This is a genomic window from Acinetobacter sp. D009 (genome assembly GCF_038562025.1).
GTDB classification, from domain to species: domain Bacteria; phylum Pseudomonadota; class Gammaproteobacteria; order Pseudomonadales; family Moraxellaceae; genus Acinetobacter; species Acinetobacter pittii.
Genome location: NZ_CP151886.1, coordinates 3,816,684 through 3,837,587 on the forward strand (window position 1 = coordinate 3,816,684; position 20,904 = coordinate 3,837,587).

The window sequence follows — 20,904 nt, forward strand, 5'->3', positions numbered from 1 at the left end:
CGGTTTTTTATTGAAAAAAAATACTTTTTAATCTTAAATAAATTAAAAATAATATTAAGGATAAATATGGATTATCAAGAAATTTTCAGTAAGCATAATAATTCAGAAATTTTTATTGCTTTTGTTGGGGCTATAGGAATCGATCTAAATGATATCTATCATATAATCGATCAAAGGCTTAAAGCCTTTAAATATTCAACACAACATATAAAAGTGTCTAATATTATTGGTGAATTCTTTGAACCAGAAGACTTCAATGATGATGAATATAAAAGAACAAGTTTTTACATGGATAAAGGGAATGATCTTAGAGAGCATTTTAGCGGTACTCTTGGATTAGCTGTATCAGCAAAAATTTCGGCTATTAGGGATAGTAATGAACCAAAATCAAGAGCTGCCTATATAATAAACTCTTTAAAGCACCCAGAAGAAGTACAACTTCTAAGAAAAATATATTCGCATGGCTTTTTCTCTATAAGTGTTTTTTCGAGTGAGGAAAGACGATTAGAGTTTCTTAAAGAATCAAAACATATATCACCTGAAAATGCTCAAGAGTTAATAAATAGAGATTCTGACGAAGCCATAAAACATGGTCAACATACAGCAGATACTTTTCATCTTTCTGATTTTTTTATTAATATTGATGGAGATACAGATAAATTAAATAATGATATATGGAGGATATTAGATCTAATCTTTGGAAACCCTTATATAACACCAACATTTAACGAATATGCTATGTATATGGCTTTTTCGGCCTCCTTACGCTCTGCTGATCTTTCTCGTCAAGTAGGGGCTGTTGTTACCCATAATACAAATATTCTTTCAACGGGTGCTAATGATATTCCCATGGCAGGAGGAGGTCTATATTGGCCAACTTATAATAATAGAAAGAAAAAAATTGAAGATATAGAAAGTGGGAGAGATTATAAAAGAGGCGTTGATTCCAATATTAAAGAGAAAAATGAGATCATTTCAAATATTTTAGATAATCTTCCCACCTCTATTAAGGAAAAACTAGATTCTGACGAAATAAATGAACTAAAAAATCATTTATCTAAAAGTAAAATTAAAGATATTACTGAATATGGACGAGTTGTTCATGCTGAAATGGAAGCACTTTTAGCATGTGCTCGTAATAATATACAAACAATAAATACCATTCTGTTCTGTACAACTTTTCCTTGTCACAACTGTGCTAAACATATTATTGCTTCAGGAGTTAAAAAAGTTGTTTATATTGAACCGTATCCTAAAAGTAAAGCTATCGATTTTCATTCAGACTCCATAAGTATGAATGAACTAGGTAAAGTTAATGAAAAAGTAATTTTCGAAGCATTCGTTGGCGTAGGTCCTCGTAGCTTTTTTAATCTTTTCTCTACAAACTTAGGCAGTGGATATGCTATAACAAGAAAAGATGGTAAAACAGGAAAAATAATTGATTGGAATCGTAAAGATGCCTCTGTTAGAATGCCGCTCCTAGCTATTTCATATCTTGAAAGAGAAATATCGATGGTACGTAATCTAAAAGACATCATTCAGCAGGCAAAAAATAAGGAAAAATAATATGTCTAAATTACTCGACTACCTAAACAAAGTTGAAAAAGATGTTGAAAAATGGCCAGCTTGGAAACTTGAAAGTTTAAAAAATGCTTTTCAAATTCCACAGACCAATAAATTGCAAAGAATAGAAAAATTTCATCGTGTACCAAATTCGAATAATTTACTGACACCTCTTAATAATTAAAAGAAGACCGCGCTTAGGCGCGGTTTTTTATTGGTTACAAAAATTAACAATAAGATTTTTAATAATATTATCCAAATATTTCTGTCAGAAAGATCAATGATAAAAACTAAATAATTAATTTTAAATAATATTTTTTTATTAAAAAACCACTGTTATTTACTACATTAATTATTTGATTATTGCCAAGTCTGATAACATCTTTTTTAATTTTTCGACCAAAATCACAAAGCTCACCCACTCTCCTGTACTTTTTATCATTTTGACGAATTAAATTAAGTAGCTAACAATAAGATTTATTTATATTTTTTATTTTGCCATGAAAAAATTTCTATGGTGGGGATTGAGCTTATGCTTATGCATGGGCTTACAAACAACACTTTTTGCTCAAAGCAATCTGCCGATTCATTCATCTCATCAGCCTTTAAAATACCGGATTGCTTTTATTGATCCGCGGTTTCAACTCACTAAAGAACAATTAGTTGAGGTGAGCCAGCAAGCTGCTGAAATCTGGCAAAAAGAAACTGGGAAGACCTATTTTATTTATGATTCACAGGCTCAATTGTCAATTAACTTAATCTATGATGATCATCAACTGGTTAAAGATGAACAGCAAAACAATTTAGATGCACTTTTGCAAAAGCAGGAAGCTTGGCACATTAAAAATGAAGAAATTGTTTCAAATAAACAAGAGGTTGCTCAACTATCAACTGATTTGAACAAGAAAAAGGCCAATCTAAAAGCGGAGTTTGAACAATATCAACAAGATGTAACGCGCTTTAATCAAGGAGAACAGCAGTACTCCAGTGCCAATAATTTAAAAGAATGGCAAAAACAACTAAAGCAAAAATCGGAAGATTTACAAAATGAATCCAACACTCTAAATCTTAAGATTCAATCACTTAACTTAAAAATTAAAGAGCTAAATCGAGAGCAAAGTGATTTAAGCGCTTTAAAAACACAATTCAAACTAGAGCAGAAAACTAGTATTCAACCCTTCCATAAAGGTTTATTCAGTCAAAACCAAATCCAGATTTACGGCTATGCTTCTGTAAATGACTTACGTTTGACCCTTGCTCATGAGTTCGGCCATGCATTAGGACTAAAACATACTACTGATCCTAAATCATTAATGTATCCACGGTTAAAAGAGCAAGATATTCATAACTTTAAACTAACAGATTCAGATTTAGATTTATTAAGTTCAATTTATAGACCAAATTAAGGAAAAATCGTTAAAGTTAAATGATTAAAAAAACTAAATAAAACCAAATATATTAAATTTTTTCTAAAAAATAATTTGGCATTTGGTAAAAAATAATGAGACCAAAGTCTCATTTATTTTTCTGATTTGTACGTTTTTTGATTGATTTTTCATTTTATATTCTTATAATACGTTTTTTTAAAATCTCCCCCCTTCGATTATGCGTTTAACATCTTTGTTATTAGGCGTAGCCTTTGCTTTTTCTAATTTTCAGGCTAATGCTAATCTTGCAACTCCAGCTCATACTCAAATCCAGCAAAAAACAGGTCAACATTTGACTTATAAAATTGCTGATATTGATCCACGTTTTGGTTTAAGCCAAGACCAATTAATTCAAATTAGTCAACAAGCTGCGGACATTTGGAAACAAGGTACTGGACAGGATTATTTTACTTATGATCCAAATGCAAAGTTAGAAATTCGTTTAGTTTACGATAATAGTCAAAGCCGTTCTGAACAGCGTCAAAAAATTGCAGCTCAGTTCCAACAAGAACAGCAACGCGTAATTGATGAACAGCAACAAATTAAGCAATTGAAGCAAACTCTTGGTCAAACTCAGTCTGAGCTTGAAAATAAGAAGCAGATTTTGAATGGCAAATTGAAAAATCTTGACCAACTAATGATGCAGCTTAACCAAGGCAAATTAGCACCTGAATACAGCGCTAAATCTTTGGCTAAAACTCAGAAAGATTTGCAAAAACAAACTGTTGCTTTAAAGAAAGAAATTGCTGCATATAATCAGCAAGCTAAAGACTTAAATGTCAAAGTGACTCATTTTAATCAGATTAATAATGAGTTTAATAATTCATTGAACCAATTTAAGCAAAATGCTCAAGCGGATGTCTTTAAAAAAGGTATCTATAACGGTAAACAAATTGTGATTTATGAGTTTAAGTCTATTGATGATTTACGTTTAACGATTGCTCATGAGTTAGGACATGCACTGGGTTTAAAACATAGTGACCAACCAAATGCATTGATGTACTCAGTACGTAAAGATGGTGACAAAAAAATCACTGGACTTACTGATGCTGACCGTGATCTATTAAGTGCTTTACCTCAATAATTAAAAGCTTGATATAAAATGATGTATCTATTTCTATATAGATACATCGAAATTGGTATCAAAGTCATGTTATTGTGGTCATAAGAGCTAACGAAAATAGAATGGAGATCAAGATGAGTTATTATCATATCCTGATTGAAGTAAATGATCATATCAGCACGATTGAACAGACTCGCGATATTGAACTGTTTGATATTATTGAAATTAAGCCATACCTCCATTCTATTTTAATTCCCTTTTTCAATGAGCATGAAATCGAGCTTGAGGATGAAAATATCGAATATAAAGATATTCTCCATCTTGAAGTAAAACAGACTCTGTTACCGATTGAACATTTAATTGAAGAAGAGCAAAAGCAATTACCAAGTGATACTGATGTCACCATTACTGCATATGAAATCTTTAATGATCGTGATTTAAGCCAAGATGTTACGTCAGTTATTTTTGATATTTTGGAAGCAGTTAAATTAGAGTAATCATCTTATATAAGTATCTATAAAAAAGGTCTGCATGAGCAGACCTTTTTATTATTTTCAGTTTATTGCATCATTTTCTGAGCTTGTTCTTGACGGAATGCACGTAAAATTTGTTGCCCTGCCCGTCCCGTTGGATTTAAACCTAAACGAGTCTGCTCCTGACGAATAGCTACGCGGGTTTTATCTCCAATAAGGCCGTCAACTGCACCAATATCATAGCCACGATTAATCAAAAATTGTTGGATTTCACGACGTTCTGCACGTGAAGTTCCCGGATCATCAGTTGGCCAAGACGCAACAAATGGACCAGCACCTTTTAAACGATCAGATAAATGTGCAATCGCAAGTCCATAGCTTTCCGCAGCGTTATAGCTGTAGATAGCATCAAAATTCTTAAATACTAAAAATACTGGACCATTTATACCTGCAGGTGCCATTAAACCCGCTGAAGTATTACCAGATAAAGCTCCTTGAACAAGTGGAGAACCATCAATTCGGGTCACCCCTCGTGCACTCCAGCTACTTAAAGCTTTCTTTGAACGTCGCCCTTCTCCATCAATTGACATACCTTGGGGCACTTTTACTTCAAAACCCCATGGCATTCCGGTTTGCCAACCTGCTTTATTTAAGAAATTAGCTGTTGAAGCCAGCGCATCAGCTGTACTAGAAACTAAATCTCGACGACCATCTCCATCAAAATCAACTGCTAAACGTTCATAAGTAGATGGCATAAATTGAGTATGACCAAATGCCCCAGCCCATGAACCTTTCAGTTGGTCTTCGGTTAAGTCACCACGTTGTAAAATACGCATAGTGGCAAAAAACTCAGTGCGGAAATAACTTTGTCGACGCCCTTCACAACTTAAAGTCCCGAGTGCTTGTAATAAAGGATATTTTCCAGAAATATCACCAAAATTACTTTCGACACCCCACACTGCTACAATTGTTTCCGGCGGCACACCGTAGGTTTGAGAAGCACGGTTTAAAACATCTCGATGTTGCGCCAGTTTTTGTTTACCAAGCTCAACGCGCTCTTCATCAACTAGACCAGAAAGATAATCCCAAATTGGTGTCGAAAATTCTGGTTGATAGTTTAATTTATCAATAACTGAATAATCTGGGGTCAAGTTTTGGGTATAACGATCATAAGTTGTACCCGATACTCCAGCAGCAATTGCTTGAGAACGTAAATTTGCCAAACAGCTTTGGAAATTATTATTAGGCGTATAATCTTCACTCGTCACTACTGGAACAGTAGCACTGCTAGATATTGTAGAACCATTAATTACGAGCTCTGCTTGAGCCTGAGTCATCGCTAAAAATACAGAGCCAACAATACAAGAAAAACGTCGCATATTATCCTAGTTCGATTTTTAAATTTAAATTTGTAAGTACCATACCATTATGAGTCCAAAATTTCAGAGAGAAAACGTAAATTTGAATTCATAATCTCTACTTTAAATTCATTTCCCATGTTTTAAATTCAAATTTTCTACTTTATTTTTGAATTTAAAATTCTCTAGATCAAAATTATTGTTTTTGAATTCAAAACCGATACTCAAGTTTAAATTCAAAAGTACTTCTTTAAATTTAAACTATAAACCTCTCTTTATTGTGGATAACTTTATCCACAGCACAGCAAAAAACACTTCTATTCCTTAATAATTATATTCTATATCTCCTTATTATTTATTACAGGCTAGAGCCTACCACCACAGAAATCCGTATTTTTTTTAAATTTAAAGATCAGCCAAAATTTTTAAATTCAAACCCCATACCAATAGACTTCTATTTTTGAATTTAAAAAGGTACATCCAACTCTCTCATTTAAATTTAAAAATACTTTTGTGGATAACTAATTTTAAATTCAAAAACAACCAAGGCTGCCTTTTGTGGCTTTAAATTCAAATTACAGTAGCTTTTTTTAAATTCAAAAGTTCCACTAAAATATGTATGTTCTATTATTTTTTAAATTTAAAAGATAAAAAAAGCGATCCGAAGATCGCTTTTTAGAGAATTAAAAATACTTTTAGAGGGTCATATCTGCTGTTAAAGCAAGTGGTTCTGGCAAAATTTCTGCCAATTGACGGCATAAATTCGTCAATTCATTACTATCCACAGGCATTAAAGTGATATGACCTAATTTGCGGCCAGCACGTTCTGACTTGTTATAAAGATGCAGATGAGCACCATTTAAGGCAAGTACATCCTCAGTTTTAGGATGTTGACCAATAATATTGATCATAACCGTTGGGCGAACAACTTCTGTTGAGCCTAGTGGTAATCCTGCAACAGCTCGAATATGGTTTTCAAACTGAGAACAAACTGCGCCTTCAATTGACCAGTGGCCTGAGTTATGCACACGCGGTGCCATCTCATTTGCACACAAACCTTGTTCTGTTACAAATAGCTCGAGAGTCAACACACCAACATAGTTAAGGTGATTCAACAAACGAGTAATGTAGTCTTGAGCAACGGGTTGCAAAGCTTCACTATTCGGTGCAGGAACAATTGAATGCGATAAAATACCATTATGATGATGGTTTTCAGCCAATGGCCAAGTTTTTACTTCACCATTTTGGCCACGCACCGCAATGATTGAAACTTCGCGAGAGAATTTAACAAAGCTTTCGGCAACTAGACTTTTTGCAGGACCAAGTTCAGCCCAAGCAGTATCAATCTGGTCTTCTGAACGAAGTACAAACTGACCTTTGCCATCATATCCGCCAGTTGCAGTCTTAAGCACGATCGGTAAACCAAGCTCAGCCACAGCCTTTTTCAAGCTTTCTAAGCTATCTACAGCACGATACGGAGCAACAGGAATTGTAAGCTCATCAAACAATGCTTTTTCTGACAAACGATTTTGCGCAGTTGCTAAAGCAACACGGGGAGGATGCAATGTTTTGGTTTGTGTTAAAACATCCACATCTTCAACTGGCGTATTTTCAAATTCAAGACTGAAAACATCAGCACTTTCAATAAACTGCTTTAAACCTTGCTCATCTTGGCTAGAAAAGACCTGGCCTAAAACACCTGCAGGACAATCTGTATTTGCTTCAAAAAAAGTACATTGAATATTTAATGGTAACGCTGCTTGAGCCATCATACGGCCCAGTTGCCCACCACCAAAAATACCGATAGTTTTATCCATCTCAGCCTCTTACACCTGACCCGGAATATTTTTGCTTGCAACTTTATCAGTTTGCGCAGCACGGAAATCAGCAACATTTTTTGCGATTTCAGGACGAGTTAAACCTAAGATTTGTGCAGCCATAATTGCCGCATTCGTTGCACCAGCTGGACCAATTGCTAAAGTACCAACCGCAATACCTGCTGGCATTTGTACAATTGAAAGCAAAGAGTCTACGCCATTTAAAATTGATGATTTAACTGGCACACCTAAAACAGGTAAATCAGTTTTTGCGGCACACATTCCAGGTAAATGCGCTGCACCGCCTGCACCAGCAATAATCACTTGAATACCGCGATCACGTGCAGTTTCTGCATATTCAAATAAACGATCTGGAGTACGATGAGCAGATACCACTTCCGCTTCAAATGGGACACCAAGCTGTTTAAGCATATTGGCTGTGTTTTCGAGAGTTGCCCAATCAGATTGAGAACCCATAATAATTCCAACGAGAGGTTGAGCGTCTTGTGCTGCGGCCGCATTCATTGCTAATGTTCCAGAGACAAAAGTAAAAGAAGATAAATCTCGACGAGAGCCAAGTTTTAAATGGTTCGGAAGCCCATTATTATAGACTGATTTTTCATCTCACGAAAATTTAACTGACTAGCTCTGCGAATATTTTTAATATCATCAAAAAATGTCATGCTTTAACAGTGACACATTCTCAATTTTTATTAATATTAATTAATTAGATATCTGAAAGATAAGCAGGTATTTGAAAAATTAATAGCTTGTATAGAATCAATTATTCAATACAAGCTATCATGGATTATTGGCTTCTAAATACGAAATAAACACAACCAAATAGGCATAACATCGCCCATAAGTAATCGAGTTTAAAGGGTTGCTTAAACAAGAAAATCATAAAAGGTACAAACACGACCAATGTAACCACTTCCTGAGTGATCTTCATTTCACCGAGTAACCAGCCTTGCGCGCTTAACATACGAGTGGCTGGGATCATAAAACTGTATTCAAGTAAGGCAATAATCCAACCGAATAGAATCGCTTGCCAAAGTGGAGCATGGTGCAAAAATTTAAGATGCCCATACCATGCAAGTGTCATAAAGCAGTTAGAAATAATTAATAGCGTAAAAGCTAAAACCGTTGGGCTCAAAGGCACATCCTTCATCATCACGATGATTTAAGTATTTTAACGATACAAAACATTATAAAAGATAAAACTGTAATTCAGCTTAAATCTAAAAAATAAAGCTGTAGTTTTATCAGGGCCTCAAACACATAGAACAACAACGATTTTTGACTATCTTTTCGAGTTTAGCCTTGCTATCGTTGCTGGCAAATTTATCAATAATGCACACACAGCAATTCATTTTAATGTTGTGTACAAAAGCAGTGGAGAAGGCGAGCAATGCATCTGCATATCTTGGGTATTTGTGGCACTTTTATGGGCTCTTTAGCACTTTTGGCTCGTGATTTAGGACATAAGGTAACTGGTTCCGATTTAAACGTTTACCCACCGATGTCTACCCAGTTAGAAAATGCAGGCATTACACTCATGCAAGGCTATGACCGTAGTCATTTACAGCCTCATCCGGACTTGGTTATTGTCGGCAATGCCATGAAACGTGGTATTGATGCAGTCGAATATATGCTGAACGAAGGCCTACCATATATTTCTGGTCCACAATTCCTTGCTGATCATGTTTTACAAGGTAAACATGTACTTGGTGTAGCAGGTACTCACGGGAAAACAACAACTACGACCATGTTGGCTTGGGTACTTGATCAAGCTGGTTTAAATCCGGGCTTTTTAATTGGTGGTGTTCCACTTGGTTTTAGTGAAAGTGCTCGTTTAGGCGGTGGTAAATACTTCTGTGTTGAAGCCGATGAATATGACTCTGCTTTCTTTGATAAACGTTCTAAGTTTGTTCATTATCACCCAAAAACGGCGATTTTAAATAACCTTGAATTTGACCATGCCGATATTTTTGATGACCTAGCAGCGATTCAAAAGCAGTTCCATCATCTTGTGCGTACTATTCCAAGTGAAGGCCGTATTATTGCGCCAATTACTGAAACGCATATTGATGAAGTGCTTGAAATGGGTTGCTGGACACCAGTAATTCGTACAAGTCTAGAAGCGAATGAAAAAGCTGCTCTCTCTGCCGAACTCATTTCAATTGATGGCAGCCATTTTAAAGTACTCGAAAATGGCAATGTCGTTGGCGAAGTGAAATGGAGCATGACAGGGCAACATAGTGTGGCGAATGCTTTGGCAACCATTGCAGCCGCTCAGCATGTGGGTGTTACGCTTGAAACGGCTTGTGAAGCTTTATCTAACTTTGGCGGTGTGAAACGTCGTATGGAGTTACTCGGCACAGTCAATGGCATTGAGGTTTATGACGACTTCGCGCACCATCCAACAGCAATTGACACAACTTTAGATGGCGCACGCAAACGCTTAGGTGAACGCCGTTTATGGGCCATTATTGAACCACGTTCAAACACGATGCGTATGGGCAGTCACAAAGATGGCTTGGCACATTCAGCACGCTTAGCAGACGAAGTGATCTGGTATCAGCCAGAAGGCTTAGATTGGGATTTACAACCAGTGATTGAAGCTGCTTCTAACCATGCTCAAGTGAGCCGTTCACTTGATGAAATTATTGAGCGTATTGTCAATGAAGCAGGTGAGGGTGATGCCGTTGTGATTATGTCTAATGGTGGCTTTGGTGGCTTACATCAAAAATTAATGAGCGCATTAAAAGCAAAAGCTGCTTAAATTTCGCTTTAGATGATTCAATAAAAAATGGGTTTCAAATTGAAACCCATTTTTTATCAGTGACTTTTAAAGCTTTTCTGGCTCTATATTGGCCATAAATTTATTAGAAACCATTAAACGTAAACTATAGACAATGCCCATCGCAAAAACGCTATATCCCACGTTATTACAAATAAACGGAATACATAAAATAATGAGCGCTGTGATTGGATAAAACCATTTCGTGATTCCCGATAAGCATTGGAACTCATAAAGTATCCAAATACAGGTGGTATAAAGCACTACACTCACCGCAACAACTATTCCCATATATAAATCAGAAATATGCGCATGATGAGTTGTAACATCCACGGCAGCAGCAAGCGCAGCACCTACCGCAGCAATACTGACAAAAACAAAATAATGACCGTATCCCCAAACAAATGGGCGCACACCTTTAACATGATGGTGTTGTTCGCTACGGTCAAAATAAGCCCACCACATCGCAAACATCAACATCAATCCACCGACCATTAAGAAAATAGCAGGGATATTCATTGACTGAGCGGCTAAAGCATCACGTATGGCATTAAAACTACCGACAATCGACTCACCCAACACAATAATTGTGAGTAGGGCATAACGTTCTACAATATGATGAGGATGCCACGGCGTTGGAGAATATTTTTCTGCATAGATAGGAACAAATAATTCCACTACAACCAGAAATAAAAATAGAGGTATTGAAAGTACATGAGCAAAGTTAGCCACAAGCCAGCCAATTTGTACTAAGACTATACCTATTGCATAGCGATAAGCCGTAACACGCCTTTCAGGATCATGTTTTGCTGCTCTGAGCCACTGAGTCACCAAGGCCATGCGCATGATCACATAACCGATAATGATTACATCAAAATCCTGACTACGAAATACATCAGGGATACCCGCTGCCATCACCAATGAACCTACAATCTGTACAAAGGTAAGGCATCTATACAATGCATCATCGTTATCGTAAGCCGAGGCAAACCATGAAAAATTCATCCATGCCCACCACAGCGCAAAAAATACCATCAAGTAGCTTGGTAATGCATGCCAGAGGTGATTTTCAATAATTGCATGATGTAACTGCTGACCCGCTGTTGCAATCGCGACCACAAAAATTAAATCGAACAATAATTCGAGTGGAGTCGCTGCTCTATGCTGCTGATCAGGATCTCTTGGGGATAGGGGCCTCAAGCTTAATTTTTTCTGTTTTTCTTGAGTAGTCATAAAATAACGTTCTCGAATAAAGTGCCAACACGTTAACACTTTAATATTAACGTCCAGAACACGCATTAAAAAATATCTAGACCTGCTGTTTAATCTTTACTCACAAACAAACTATATTTCATTTTTGTGACAATTCTTTATCAAGATAACAGGCTTAATTCTTTATCATAGCCCACGTTTTTTGTTCTTGTTTGGAATATGAATGTCTTTAGAAACACTCAACCTTAGCTTATTCCATGTGATTAATGGGGCTCAGGATGCGAGTCAATTTATCATTCGTCTTGCTATCTTTTTTGCTAATGATCTCCTCTATATTCTCTTATTCATCCTTACATTTTTATGGTTTTATGGCGATCAAGATTTAAAAAATAGGGTCATTAAATCTGTCTTTTTAACCTGCGTATCACTTTTAGTCGGTTACGTTATTTCTTTGTTTTACCATCACTCAAGACCGTTTGTCATGGGTGTGGGTACTACGTTTATTGAACATGCGCCAACAGCATCTTTTCCAAGTAATCATATGCTGATTTTCAGCACCATTGCTTTATCTTATTTGTTTGCTCAGCGCAAAATAATTGGAACTATCCTTTTATTTTTATCATTTGTAGTGGCGTGGTCACGTATTTATTTAGGTGTGCATTTCCCTTTAGACATGTTAGGGGCTTTTATTGTCGCACTACTAGTCAATACAGCAGGTTATTACTTCTGGAATGCTTACGGTACAAGTTTGACGGCATTCTGTATTCACCTTTATCAGATTATCTGCAAACCACTTTTAGACCGCGGTTTGATTAAATAACCTATAGATCTTTTTTTGCATTCAAACCACGACATTAAGTTCAGTTGCGTAATACAAAAAAATCTGCCATTCTATGTCGACTTGGATATGTTTTATCCAAAACAGAATTTAGTTTGACAAGGGGAGTAGCCTCCTCCAAACATAACAGCAGTGTTATGTGTCAGATATCGTCAATACGCTTTTATTAAAAAGTCGGTATCTGAGCATCGTGAAATTCATGATGTAGGCAAGACCTTGATCATGTTGATACAGATGTTTATTCATCTGGCAACTGGTCGAGGTTTTTTTATGCCCAATTGCCGGATGTATGGAGGATTTATGGAAACAATCGGTAATTTATGGCTGTACATAGCATTCTTTGGCATAGTCATTGTCATGCTCCTGATTGACTTTTTAGGCTTTAAGCAAAAGCAAGGTCAGGATGTCTCAATTAAGCAAGCTGCTTACTGGAGTGTAGCGTGGGTAAGCGTTGCAGCCCTATTTGGTGGTGGTTTATGGCTTTACCTACAACAAACAGTTGGGGTGACCTTAGCAAACCAAAAAACTATGGAATACTTTGCGGGTTACTTACTCGAAAAGTCCCTCGCAATTGACAACGTTTTCGTCTGGTTAATGATTTTCGCAGCGTTTGCTATTCCAGCTGCACTACAACGTAAAATTTTGCTCTACGGCGTATTAGGTGCCATCGTACTGCGTACCCTCTTTATTTTTATTGGTGCATGGTTCGTTCAAGAGTTTTCTTGGATACTTTATATCTTCGGTGCGTTTTTGGTATATACAGGCTTTAAGTTCTTAAAAGGCCAAGATGAAGAAACCAATATTGAAGATATCAAGCTCTTAAAATGGTTACGTAACCATATGCGTATTACACCACAGCTTGAAGGTGACAAATTCTTTGTACGTCAAAACGGTTTATTGTGGGCAACGCCGTTATTTCTAGTTTTGATTCTGGTTGAAGCTTCGGACGTGATTTTCGCAGTAGATTCTATTCCTGCTATTTTCGCGGTAACTAGCGACCCGTTTATTGTTTTAACGGCGAACTTAATGGCAATTTTAGGTTTACGCGCAATGTTCTTTTTACTTGCTGGCGCTGCGACTAAATTGCATTACTTACCATACGGCTTAGGCATCATTTTATTGTTCATTGGTGCGAAAATGTTGTTGCTTGATGTATTCCACATGCCAATCTGGATCTCGTTAAGCTTTATCGTAATAGTGTTAGCAATCACTGCTTACCTTTCTCTACGTCATAATAAGCGACAAATCTCATAGAATCTTTATTTGAATAATATTAAAGGGCTTTCATAGAAAGCCCTTTTTAACTTAGGAATTGACTATTTTTAATTTTGGCCATTGTTGTAACCAATTTTTGCTTTCTACACGATTTTTGAAAGTCTGATAGCTAACTAAAGCTGAATTCCAACGTAGATTCAATTCAAATAAATCTGATAAGCCAAAAGGTGCAATTATTTCTAAATTGCCGAAAGTATCGAAACGTATTGCTACAGCTGTTGCTGTTTCTGACCATAATGATAATGCTTCCTCAATCGAAGTTAATGGCTGAATTTTTTCACCATTATCTTTACGGTACCATGTATGTACCAAAGCCTGATTAACAACATCCCAATCTTGATTTGGAAATTTGCTTTTTAAATCACTTTGCAATTCTTTTTGATAACTATCATCATATTCATTAGCATTATAATAAATCACATCCATATCACTTGTATTTAAATCATAAGTTTTACCATGTAAATATGACCAAACAGTGTTTCTCACAGCACCAGCACTTAAATAAACTTTTGGATGCAATTGAGAAATAATAGATAATATCTTTAATAAACAAGGAGATTTCATTACCAAATCAATAAAATCTTGTTGATAATTATTATATATATTTGTCATATTTTAAAGAATACTAAAGTTATCCACCATGTAATAGTACATAGAAGCTCTGTACTTTAAAAGCGCTGATCAATATCATATGCCAACTTAAAATTTATCTTTTCTAATCAGAAACATAATAGATAACAGCTATTCGGTATTTTATGCCGAACATACTTATTAAAATGTGTGGAGTCTCATGCGTTCTAAAAAAATTAATCTTGTCGTTGTCCCTCTATTACTCACGGCATGTAGCCATAATGATGGTCCTTTAGTACAAGACGTATATAACAACCAATATGACTGTGCTCGCGACTGGAATAATGAAACATGTAAACAAGAAAATAGCTCCAGTGGACATGGTTCTAGCTATATTGGTAATCGCTATTTAGGTCCTGCGTATTATCGAAATAATCGGGAAGTTTCTTTTCGCGGCAATACCTTACATCCTTACAGCAATTTGAGTGTAGGCCGACCAGTTATTTCAAGCACAGCGAAAAGCGCGTCTTCTTCATCCCCAATTCGTGGTGGTTTTGGCCGTAGCGGTTTTTCTTTCGGCGGCTAAGTCTTTAGGCATTCACTTAATATGAAAAGAAAAATATTTACTCCACGACCAGACTGGCGAGTGGAGCATCAAAATATTGGTTTTGATTATTTTAATTTACCTTCTCTTGATGGCTCAATTTACTGGTCTGAAGGAGTTGCTTATGAGTTTACCCTTAAGGAGATTGAACAACTGGAAGATGCGGCAAATGAACTGCATCAGATGTGTTTATCGGTAGTAGGAGAACTCATTCAACGGGGCGACTATCCTGCTTATTTTCAAATTCCAGAAACAGCTATAAACCATATTGAACATTCATGGAAACAAAATGCCCCCATGCTGTATGGCCGCTTCGATTTCGCTTACGATGGGCGAAATATCAAAATGCTGGAATATAATGCCGACACGCCGACTGGCTTACTCGAAGCCTCTGTCGCGCAGTGGCTGTGGATAGAACAAGTCTCAGGCATTGCAAACCGAGATCAATTCAATAGTATTCATGAAGACCTGATTAAACGCTGGAAAACAATTTTACCGCGTGCTAGCCATGTGCATTTTGCTGCTTGTCAGGAGGCTGGAAGGGAAGACTGGGGTAATTTAGAGTACTTGATGGATACCGCTTATCAAGCTCATCTACAAGTTTCCGAGCTTTCTATGGAGAACATAGGCTGGAACGGGCAAGATTTTGTTGATCTCCATAATCAGCCCATTCAAAACATATTTAAGCTCTACCCATGGGAATGGATCTGGGAAGAAGCCTTTTCTCAATATATCCATCCACGAACACAGTGGATTGAACCTTGTTGGAAAATGTTACTTTCAAATAAAGCGATTCTGGTTGAGCTTTGGAAGCGTTATCCAAATCATCCCTTATTAGTTGAAACCCATGCGTATGAACCGCAACAGGCTTTGTCTGGCAAATGGGTGAAAAAACCGATTTTGGCAAGGGAAGGGGCTAATATTCGGGTTTTACAAGATGGCCATGACCAAGGTGCAGCTTCTGGTAGTTTCTATTTTGATGACTATGACAAATATGGGTATGTCGTACAAAAATGGGTAGATACCCCTTTATTTTCAGGACAACTCCCTACACTTGGATTATGGATGGTCGGTCATCAATGCGCAGGTATGTCCATTCGTGAAGATTGCTACGACATTATCGGTAATGATGCTCACTTTGCAGCGCACTACTTTGTTGAGTAATAAACGCCTAGATATGCATAAAAAAGCACTTTTAAAGTGCTTTTTTATTGTGCCCTCAACGCAGTCAATTAGTGCATTCTAAGTGCATAGCAAATAATGAACTATAGCCTCTAAAGCGAAATTAGAACAAAAATTCAAAAATATAATGACTTAATCTTATGTAATTTAATACTTTTATTCACTTTTCTTTGATCAAAAATCTAGATTGGCAAGCTCTTTGCATCTCCTAAAAAGAAAAAAGCCTAGATTTTAAGGGCTCGTGAGAGCCCTAATTTTTTTAAGGAGTAATGCCATGAATGCTATCCCAACTTTAACGCCACTTGCTATGCCATGTAACAGCAGTTTTGATGCAAAAGATTGGGAAATTTTATCGAACCACTGGTATCCCGTCGCACGTACTCAAGACGTCTCTACTACACCCCAGCGAGTGACACTATTAGACGTGAATATGGCACTGTATAAAACAGAAAGTGGTGAAATTCATCTGGTCCGAGATATTTGCCCCCATCGTGGTGTTCCTTTAACCAAAGGATGGGTAGACGGTGAGGAGATTGTGTGTCCTTATCATGGTCTACGCTATAACACCGAAGGGAAATGTACCCAAATACCAGCTCAACCCGAGCTAACCAAAATCTCTGATCGTTTTTCTCTGACCAAATTTCCAGTTATTCAACGTTATGGCCTCATTTGGACCAGTATTCATAGTCGTGATGTTGTTCAAGCCAATATTCCAGTATTAGATACTTGGGATCAGACAGAGCATCAAGCGATTTTGCCACCTTTTGTCGATATTGGCGGGTCTAGCGGACGTCAACTTGAAGGTTTTATCGATGTCGCTCATTTTGCATGGGTACATCACAATGCCTTTGCAAATCGCGATAATCCTGTCGTACCCAAATATCATACTGAACGTACCAACTACGGCTTAAAAACGGTCTATATCAGTAATGTTAGTAACTATCCGCATGAGCTAAAACATCTCGAACCAGAAGGCTTTTTGTGGAAGCGCACCTTTGATGTCTATCCACCTTTTTCAGCCGTGCTTACGGTCGATTTTCCAGAAGGCGGTGTTTTAAAAATCTTGAACGCCTGTTGTCCTATCTCAAGTAATAAAACTCGTTTATTTGTTCCATTAACACGTAACTTTGATCAAACAGGCGATTTAGAAAACGTATATGCATTTAATGCTCAAATTTTTGCTGAAGACCAAGACATGGTCGAATCACAAAAGCCAGAAGAATTGCCGCTAGATTTAATGATGGAAGCTCATTTTGAAGCTGACCGTTCATCAACGACTTATCGTCGGATCTTGGCTGAATGGGGACTAAGTAAACGTTATACCGTTTAAATCTTGGTTAACTGGGGTACAATCAACCGAAAAAAGTGAAAATATAAAGGCTTTCCATGTCATTGATCGCAAATACCACCGTTGTGCGTGGTCGTTTTTTAGATATTCAGCAAACTGTCTCTGAGCCAACTGATATTCCAAATCAAGTACGTTATTTGGAAGATGGTGTATTGATTAGTGAACATGGGAAAATCAAATGGTTTGGTGCATGGGATGAAGCTCAACAGCATCTTCCTGCTGGGGTTGAAGTTCAACATTACCCAGAACAATTGATTGTACCCGGCTTTATTGATACCCATATCCACTTCCCGCAAACCGAAATGGTTGGAGCATACGGCGAACAACTTTTAAGCTGGCTCAATACCTATACATTTCCAACTGAAATCCAGTTTCAGGACAAAGCATATGCAAGTGAAATTGCCCAGTTCTTTGTTCAGGAACTCTTAAAACACGGTACAACCACCGCTCTCGTTTTCTGTACAGTTCACCCTGAGTCTGTTGATGCTTTATTTGAAGCCGCAGAACACGTTCAGATGCGTTTAATTGCAGGTAAGGTTCTCATGGACCGTCATGCACCTGAAGCGCTGTGTGACACGCCAGAAACAGCTTACAGCGACACAAAAGCACTCATTGAAAAATGGCATGGCAAGGGTCGTGCACTTTATGCGATTACACCACGTTTTGCGCCAACTTCTACACCTGAGCAATTAGAAAGAGCAGGGCAGTTAAAGCAAGAATTTCCTGATGTTTATGTACATACCCATTTAAGTGAAAACAAAGATGAAATCGCTTGGGTGAAATCTTTATTTCCTGAACAAGCTGGCTATTTAGATGTTTATCAACATTATGGCCTGACTGGTAAACGTTCTGTATTTGCGCATTGCGTTCACTTAGAAGATCAAGAATGGCAATGTATGCATGATACACAATCGGCTATTGCATTTTGCCCAACGTCAAACCTGTTCTTAGGCAGTGGTTTATTTCCACTGAAAAAAACTTGGGAAAAACAAGTGAAAGTAGGCTTAGGGACAGATATCGGTGCTGGTACATCATTTAGTTTGCTGCAAACCGTTAACGAGGCTTATAAGGTTCAGCAGTTACAAGGTGATAAACTTTCAGCTTATGAAGCGCTCTATCATGCAACTTTAGGTGGAGCAAAAGCGCTTGATTTACAAGATCAGTTAGGCAACTTCAATGTCGGTAAAGAAGCAGACTTTGTGGTACTGAATCTCAAGCCAACAGCATTACAGGAACTTCGCCAGTCTAAATCCAAATCTGTTGAAGACTCACTGTTTGCATTATTCACTTTAGGTGATGACCGTAATATTGAGGCGACTTATATTTATGGAAACCGTGCTTATCAAAAAGAAACAGCCAAATAAAAAAGGCATTGTTAAGTTTTTGTTATTATTTGGAATATGTGCTCTTACATTAAAGCGTGATCGACATAATCCGCAAAATGATAAAATTTCACAGCCATCAAAGGGTGCATGAAACGTCATTTTGCTTTAAAATTTTACCATTAACTCAGATTTTCGAGGTGTTGCAGGTCAACACCTTTTTTATTTTTTCTTTTATATCTTGTAGGAATCTGCCATGACTGTTGCAATGAGCATCATGATTTCAACCGAAGAAATTCAAGCAAAAGTCAAAGAGCTCGGCGAGCAAATTAACGCTCACTATGCAAATAGTGATAAAGAATTAGTTCTTATTGGACTACTTCGTGGTTCTGTTATTTTCATGGCAGACTTGTGCCGTACAATTACTAAACCGCATGAACTCGACTTCATGACAGTGTCTAGCTACGGCGGCGGTACGACTTCAAGTCGAGATGTCAAAATCTTAAAAGATCTTGACGGTGAAATTCGCGGTAAAGATGTATTGGTTGTTGAAGACATTATCGACTCAGGCAATACCTTAAGCAAAGTCGTTGAAATGTTGCAAACTCGCGAGCCAAATTCAATTCAACTCTGCACATTAGTGAGTAAACCATCTCGCCGTGAAATTGATCTTGAAGTGAAATTTTTAGGTTTTGAAGTTGAAGACAGATTCATTGTGGGTTACGGCTTAGACTACGATCAAAAATATCGCCACTTGCCATTTATTGGTGAAATTGGTTTATAAATTTCAGAGAAATAGCACCGCAAGGTGCTATTTTTTTATATAAAGCCTTAGCTTTGAACAAAAAAGACACAAAAAGTCGCAATCTGCTACAGACAAAATAGACAGCTCTACCGCACGATAGAATATGAAGCAAAATCATTAACTTCATCAAAAAAACAACTGGAGAACAAATATGTGGTCACTTATTGTTGCTATTGTAGTTGGTTTCTTTGCTGGCTTAATCGCTCGTGCTTTGCATCCTGGGGATGATAAAGCAGGTTTCATCGTAACGACCTTGATTGGTATTGCAGGTTCACTTCTAGCTACTTATGGTGGTCGTTTACTTGGACTTTACGGCGAAAACTCAGCTGCAGGCTTTATCGCATCCGTGATTGGTGCCATCGTTATTCTTTTTATCTACAACTTGATTGCACGAAAAAGCTAAACTTTAATTCATTTATAAAAAAAGCACCTTATGGTGCTTTTTTTAATTTATTTTAAAGACCTAACTCTTTCCATACGGCCTGAATTTCTTCAGCAGAGCGTGCGCCAACCAGTTTGAAACCATTTGCAAAAATCAGGGTAGGGGTGCCGTTAAAGCCGAGTTTTTTTCCTAATTCCAAATTACGATCAATTGGGTTTGCACAGCTCGCAGCTATTGGTTTAACACCTTGCTGAATCAGTTTTTTCCATGAGTAAGATTGATTTGGTGCACACCAAACTTGTCTAGAAACCACAATAGACTGAGGTTTTAAAGGATAGATGAACGTATAAATAGTCACATCTTTAAGCTTATCGAGTTCAGGTTCAAGCTGCTTACAATAAGGACAATTTGGATCAGAAAATACTGCTAAAACATGTTGACCATTACCTTTGACTGTTTTAATCGCATCTTTTAAAGGCAGTTGTTTCCAATCAATTGAGTTTTGTCCTAAAACCAGATCTTTAGTTAAGTTCTTCTGGTCTTTTAGCCGAATCATAGAGCCTACAAACATATGTTGCCCATCTTCACCAACATAAATGATTTGCTGATCAAGATTAGCGCTATATAGCCCAGGCATTTCAGTTTTCTGAATATTGCTAATTTTCAAATTAGGATATTGTTTTTTAAAATTTTCCCTAACCGTATCCACATTAGCGAAACTTAAACTCGCCGTTAAGCTTAATAGTGTCAATATTCCTAATTTTTTAAGCATAAAACCAACTCATAGGTAGGAGAGGAGCTCATTTTAATCAGTTCAGCTTTTTAAAACAGAACTGATTACCGAGTTATAACCAAACTGCCA

20 protein-coding genes and 1 pseudogene are annotated in these 20,904 nt (G+C 37.0%); 14 read left to right on the plus strand and 7 right to left on the minus strand.

The genetic code is table 11. From position 1 onward, the window contains the following. The first annotated feature begins 66 nt into the window (after positions 1-66). From AAC388_RS18190 to AAC388_RS18210, 5 genes and pseudogenes are all read left to right on the plus strand, one after another. Positions 67-1,566 carry an anti-phage dCTP deaminase gene (locus AAC388_RS18190; RefSeq protein ID WP_325795401.1) on the plus strand — a complete coding sequence of 500 codons (1,500 nt, stop codon included), beginning with the start codon at positions 67-69 and terminating at the stop codon, positions 1,564-1,566. A gap of 1 nt (position 1,567) precedes the next feature. After that, positions 1,568-1,747 (plus strand): hypothetical protein, encoded by a 180-nt coding sequence (locus tag AAC388_RS18195; protein WP_227062396.1) that lies wholly within the window; start codon positions 1,568-1,570, stop codon positions 1,745-1,747. Between the two features lie 316 nt (positions 1,748-2,063). Then, positions 2,064-2,969, plus strand: coding sequence for a matrixin family metalloprotease (locus AAC388_RS18200; protein WP_325795402.1), 906 nt, complete (start codon positions 2,064-2,066; stop codon positions 2,967-2,969). Between the two features lie 137 nt (positions 2,970-3,106). Beyond that, a pseudogene (locus tag AAC388_RS18205) lies at positions 3,107-4,074 on the plus strand (M57 family metalloprotease). 101 nt (positions 4,075-4,175) lie between these two features. Continuing rightward, entirely contained in the window at positions 4,176-4,550 is a 375-nt protein-coding gene (locus AAC388_RS18210; protein WP_014207668.1) for a hypothetical protein, read from the plus strand. Positions 4,551-4,612: 62 nt separating this feature from the next. Here the strand turns inward: AAC388_RS18210 and AAC388_RS18215 are convergent, their stop codons facing one another. The 4 genes from AAC388_RS18215 to AAC388_RS18230 all read right to left on the minus strand — a co-directional run bounded on the left by AAC388_RS18215 (position 4,613) and on the right by AAC388_RS18230 (position 8,872). Further along, positions 4,613-5,905, minus strand: coding sequence for a lytic murein transglycosylase (locus AAC388_RS18215; protein ID WP_325754822.1), 1,293 nt, complete (start codon positions 5,903-5,905; stop codon positions 4,613-4,615). 674 nt (positions 5,906-6,579) lie between these two features. Continuing rightward, positions 6,580-7,701, minus strand: coding sequence for a 5-(carboxyamino)imidazole ribonucleotide synthase (locus tag AAC388_RS18220; protein ID WP_002115409.1), 1,122 nt, complete (start codon positions 7,699-7,701; stop codon positions 6,580-6,582). A gap of 9 nt (positions 7,702-7,710) precedes the next feature. Further along, positions 7,711-8,226, minus strand: a complete 516-nt coding sequence (gene purE / locus AAC388_RS18225) for a 5-(carboxyamino)imidazole ribonucleotide mutase (protein ID WP_002115451.1) — start codon at positions 8,224-8,226, stop codon at positions 7,711-7,713. 283 nt (positions 8,227-8,509) lie between these two features. Beyond that, entirely contained in the window at positions 8,510-8,872 is a 363-nt protein-coding gene (locus tag AAC388_RS18230; RefSeq protein ID WP_075384089.1) for a DMT family protein, read from the minus strand. A 240-nt stretch (positions 8,873-9,112) separates the two neighbouring features. Between AAC388_RS18230 and mpl the strand changes: the two genes are divergently transcribed. Next, a complete protein-coding gene (gene mpl, locus AAC388_RS18235) occupies positions 9,113-10,486 on the plus strand; it encodes a UDP-N-acetylmuramate:L-alanyl-gamma-D-glutamyl-meso-diaminopimelate ligase (RefSeq protein WP_002115499.1) in 1,374 nt (457 codons plus the stop codon). 66 nt (positions 10,487-10,552) lie between these two features. On the opposite strand, the gene AAC388_RS18240 is transcribed toward mpl, so the two are convergent. Next, entirely contained in the window at positions 10,553-11,803 is a 1,251-nt protein-coding gene (locus tag AAC388_RS18240) for a low temperature requirement protein A (protein ID WP_014207673.1), read from the minus strand. A 136-nt stretch (positions 11,804-11,939) separates the two neighbouring features. Between AAC388_RS18240 and AAC388_RS18245 the strand changes: the two genes are divergently transcribed. Together AAC388_RS18245 and AAC388_RS18250 are read left to right on the plus strand one after the other, a co-directional pair. Further along, a complete protein-coding gene (locus tag AAC388_RS18245) occupies positions 11,940-12,536 on the plus strand; it encodes an undecaprenyl-diphosphatase (protein ID WP_126645895.1) in 597 nt (198 codons plus the stop codon). A gap of 318 nt (positions 12,537-12,854) precedes the next feature. Continuing rightward, on the plus strand, positions 12,855-13,808 hold the full coding sequence (locus AAC388_RS18250; protein WP_342371031.1) for a TerC family protein: 954 nt from the start codon (positions 12,855-12,857) through the stop codon (positions 13,806-13,808). A 51-nt stretch (positions 13,809-13,859) separates the two neighbouring features. Here AAC388_RS18250 and AAC388_RS18255 read toward each other — a convergent pair whose 3' ends face one another. Continuing rightward, complete coding sequence (locus tag AAC388_RS18255) at positions 13,860-14,441, minus strand: nucleotidyltransferase family protein (protein WP_069122187.1); 582 nt, start codon at positions 14,439-14,441, stop codon at positions 13,860-13,862. A gap of 178 nt (positions 14,442-14,619) precedes the next feature. Between AAC388_RS18255 and AAC388_RS18260 the strand changes: the two genes are divergently transcribed. The 6 genes from AAC388_RS18260 (at position 14,620) to AAC388_RS18285 (ending at position 20,063) form a co-directional block, all read left to right on the plus strand. After that, positions 14,620-14,985 carry a hypothetical protein gene (locus tag AAC388_RS18260; RefSeq protein WP_311081421.1) on the plus strand — a complete coding sequence of 122 codons (366 nt, stop codon included), beginning with the start codon at positions 14,620-14,622 and terminating at the stop codon, positions 14,983-14,985. 21 nt (positions 14,986-15,006) lie between these two features. Then, a complete protein-coding gene (locus AAC388_RS18265) occupies positions 15,007-16,167 on the plus strand; it encodes a glutathionylspermidine synthase family protein (protein ID WP_342371032.1) in 1,161 nt (386 codons plus the stop codon). 292 nt (positions 16,168-16,459) lie between these two features. Next, positions 16,460-17,515, plus strand: coding sequence for an aromatic ring-hydroxylating dioxygenase subunit alpha (locus AAC388_RS18270; protein ID WP_342371033.1), 1,056 nt, complete (start codon positions 16,460-16,462; stop codon positions 17,513-17,515). A gap of 56 nt (positions 17,516-17,571) precedes the next feature. Continuing rightward, complete coding sequence (guaD, locus tag AAC388_RS18275; RefSeq protein ID WP_342371034.1) at positions 17,572-18,897, plus strand: guanine deaminase; 1,326 nt, start codon at positions 17,572-17,574, stop codon at positions 18,895-18,897. A 214-nt stretch (positions 18,898-19,111) separates the two neighbouring features. Further along, a complete protein-coding gene (hpt, locus tag AAC388_RS18280) occupies positions 19,112-19,639 on the plus strand; it encodes a hypoxanthine phosphoribosyltransferase (RefSeq protein ID WP_002115408.1) in 528 nt (175 codons plus the stop codon). 172 nt (positions 19,640-19,811) lie between these two features. Beyond that, positions 19,812-20,063 carry a GlsB/YeaQ/YmgE family stress response membrane protein gene (locus AAC388_RS18285; RefSeq protein WP_002115476.1) on the plus strand — a complete coding sequence of 84 codons (252 nt, stop codon included), beginning with the start codon at positions 19,812-19,814 and terminating at the stop codon, positions 20,061-20,063. A 52-nt stretch (positions 20,064-20,115) separates the two neighbouring features. Here the strand turns inward: AAC388_RS18285 and AAC388_RS18290 are convergent, their stop codons facing one another. Further along, on the minus strand, positions 20,116-20,814 hold the full coding sequence (locus tag AAC388_RS18290; RefSeq protein ID WP_342371035.1) for a DsbC family protein: 699 nt from the start codon (positions 20,812-20,814) through the stop codon (positions 20,116-20,118). Between the last annotated feature and the right edge of the window lie 90 nt (positions 20,815-20,904).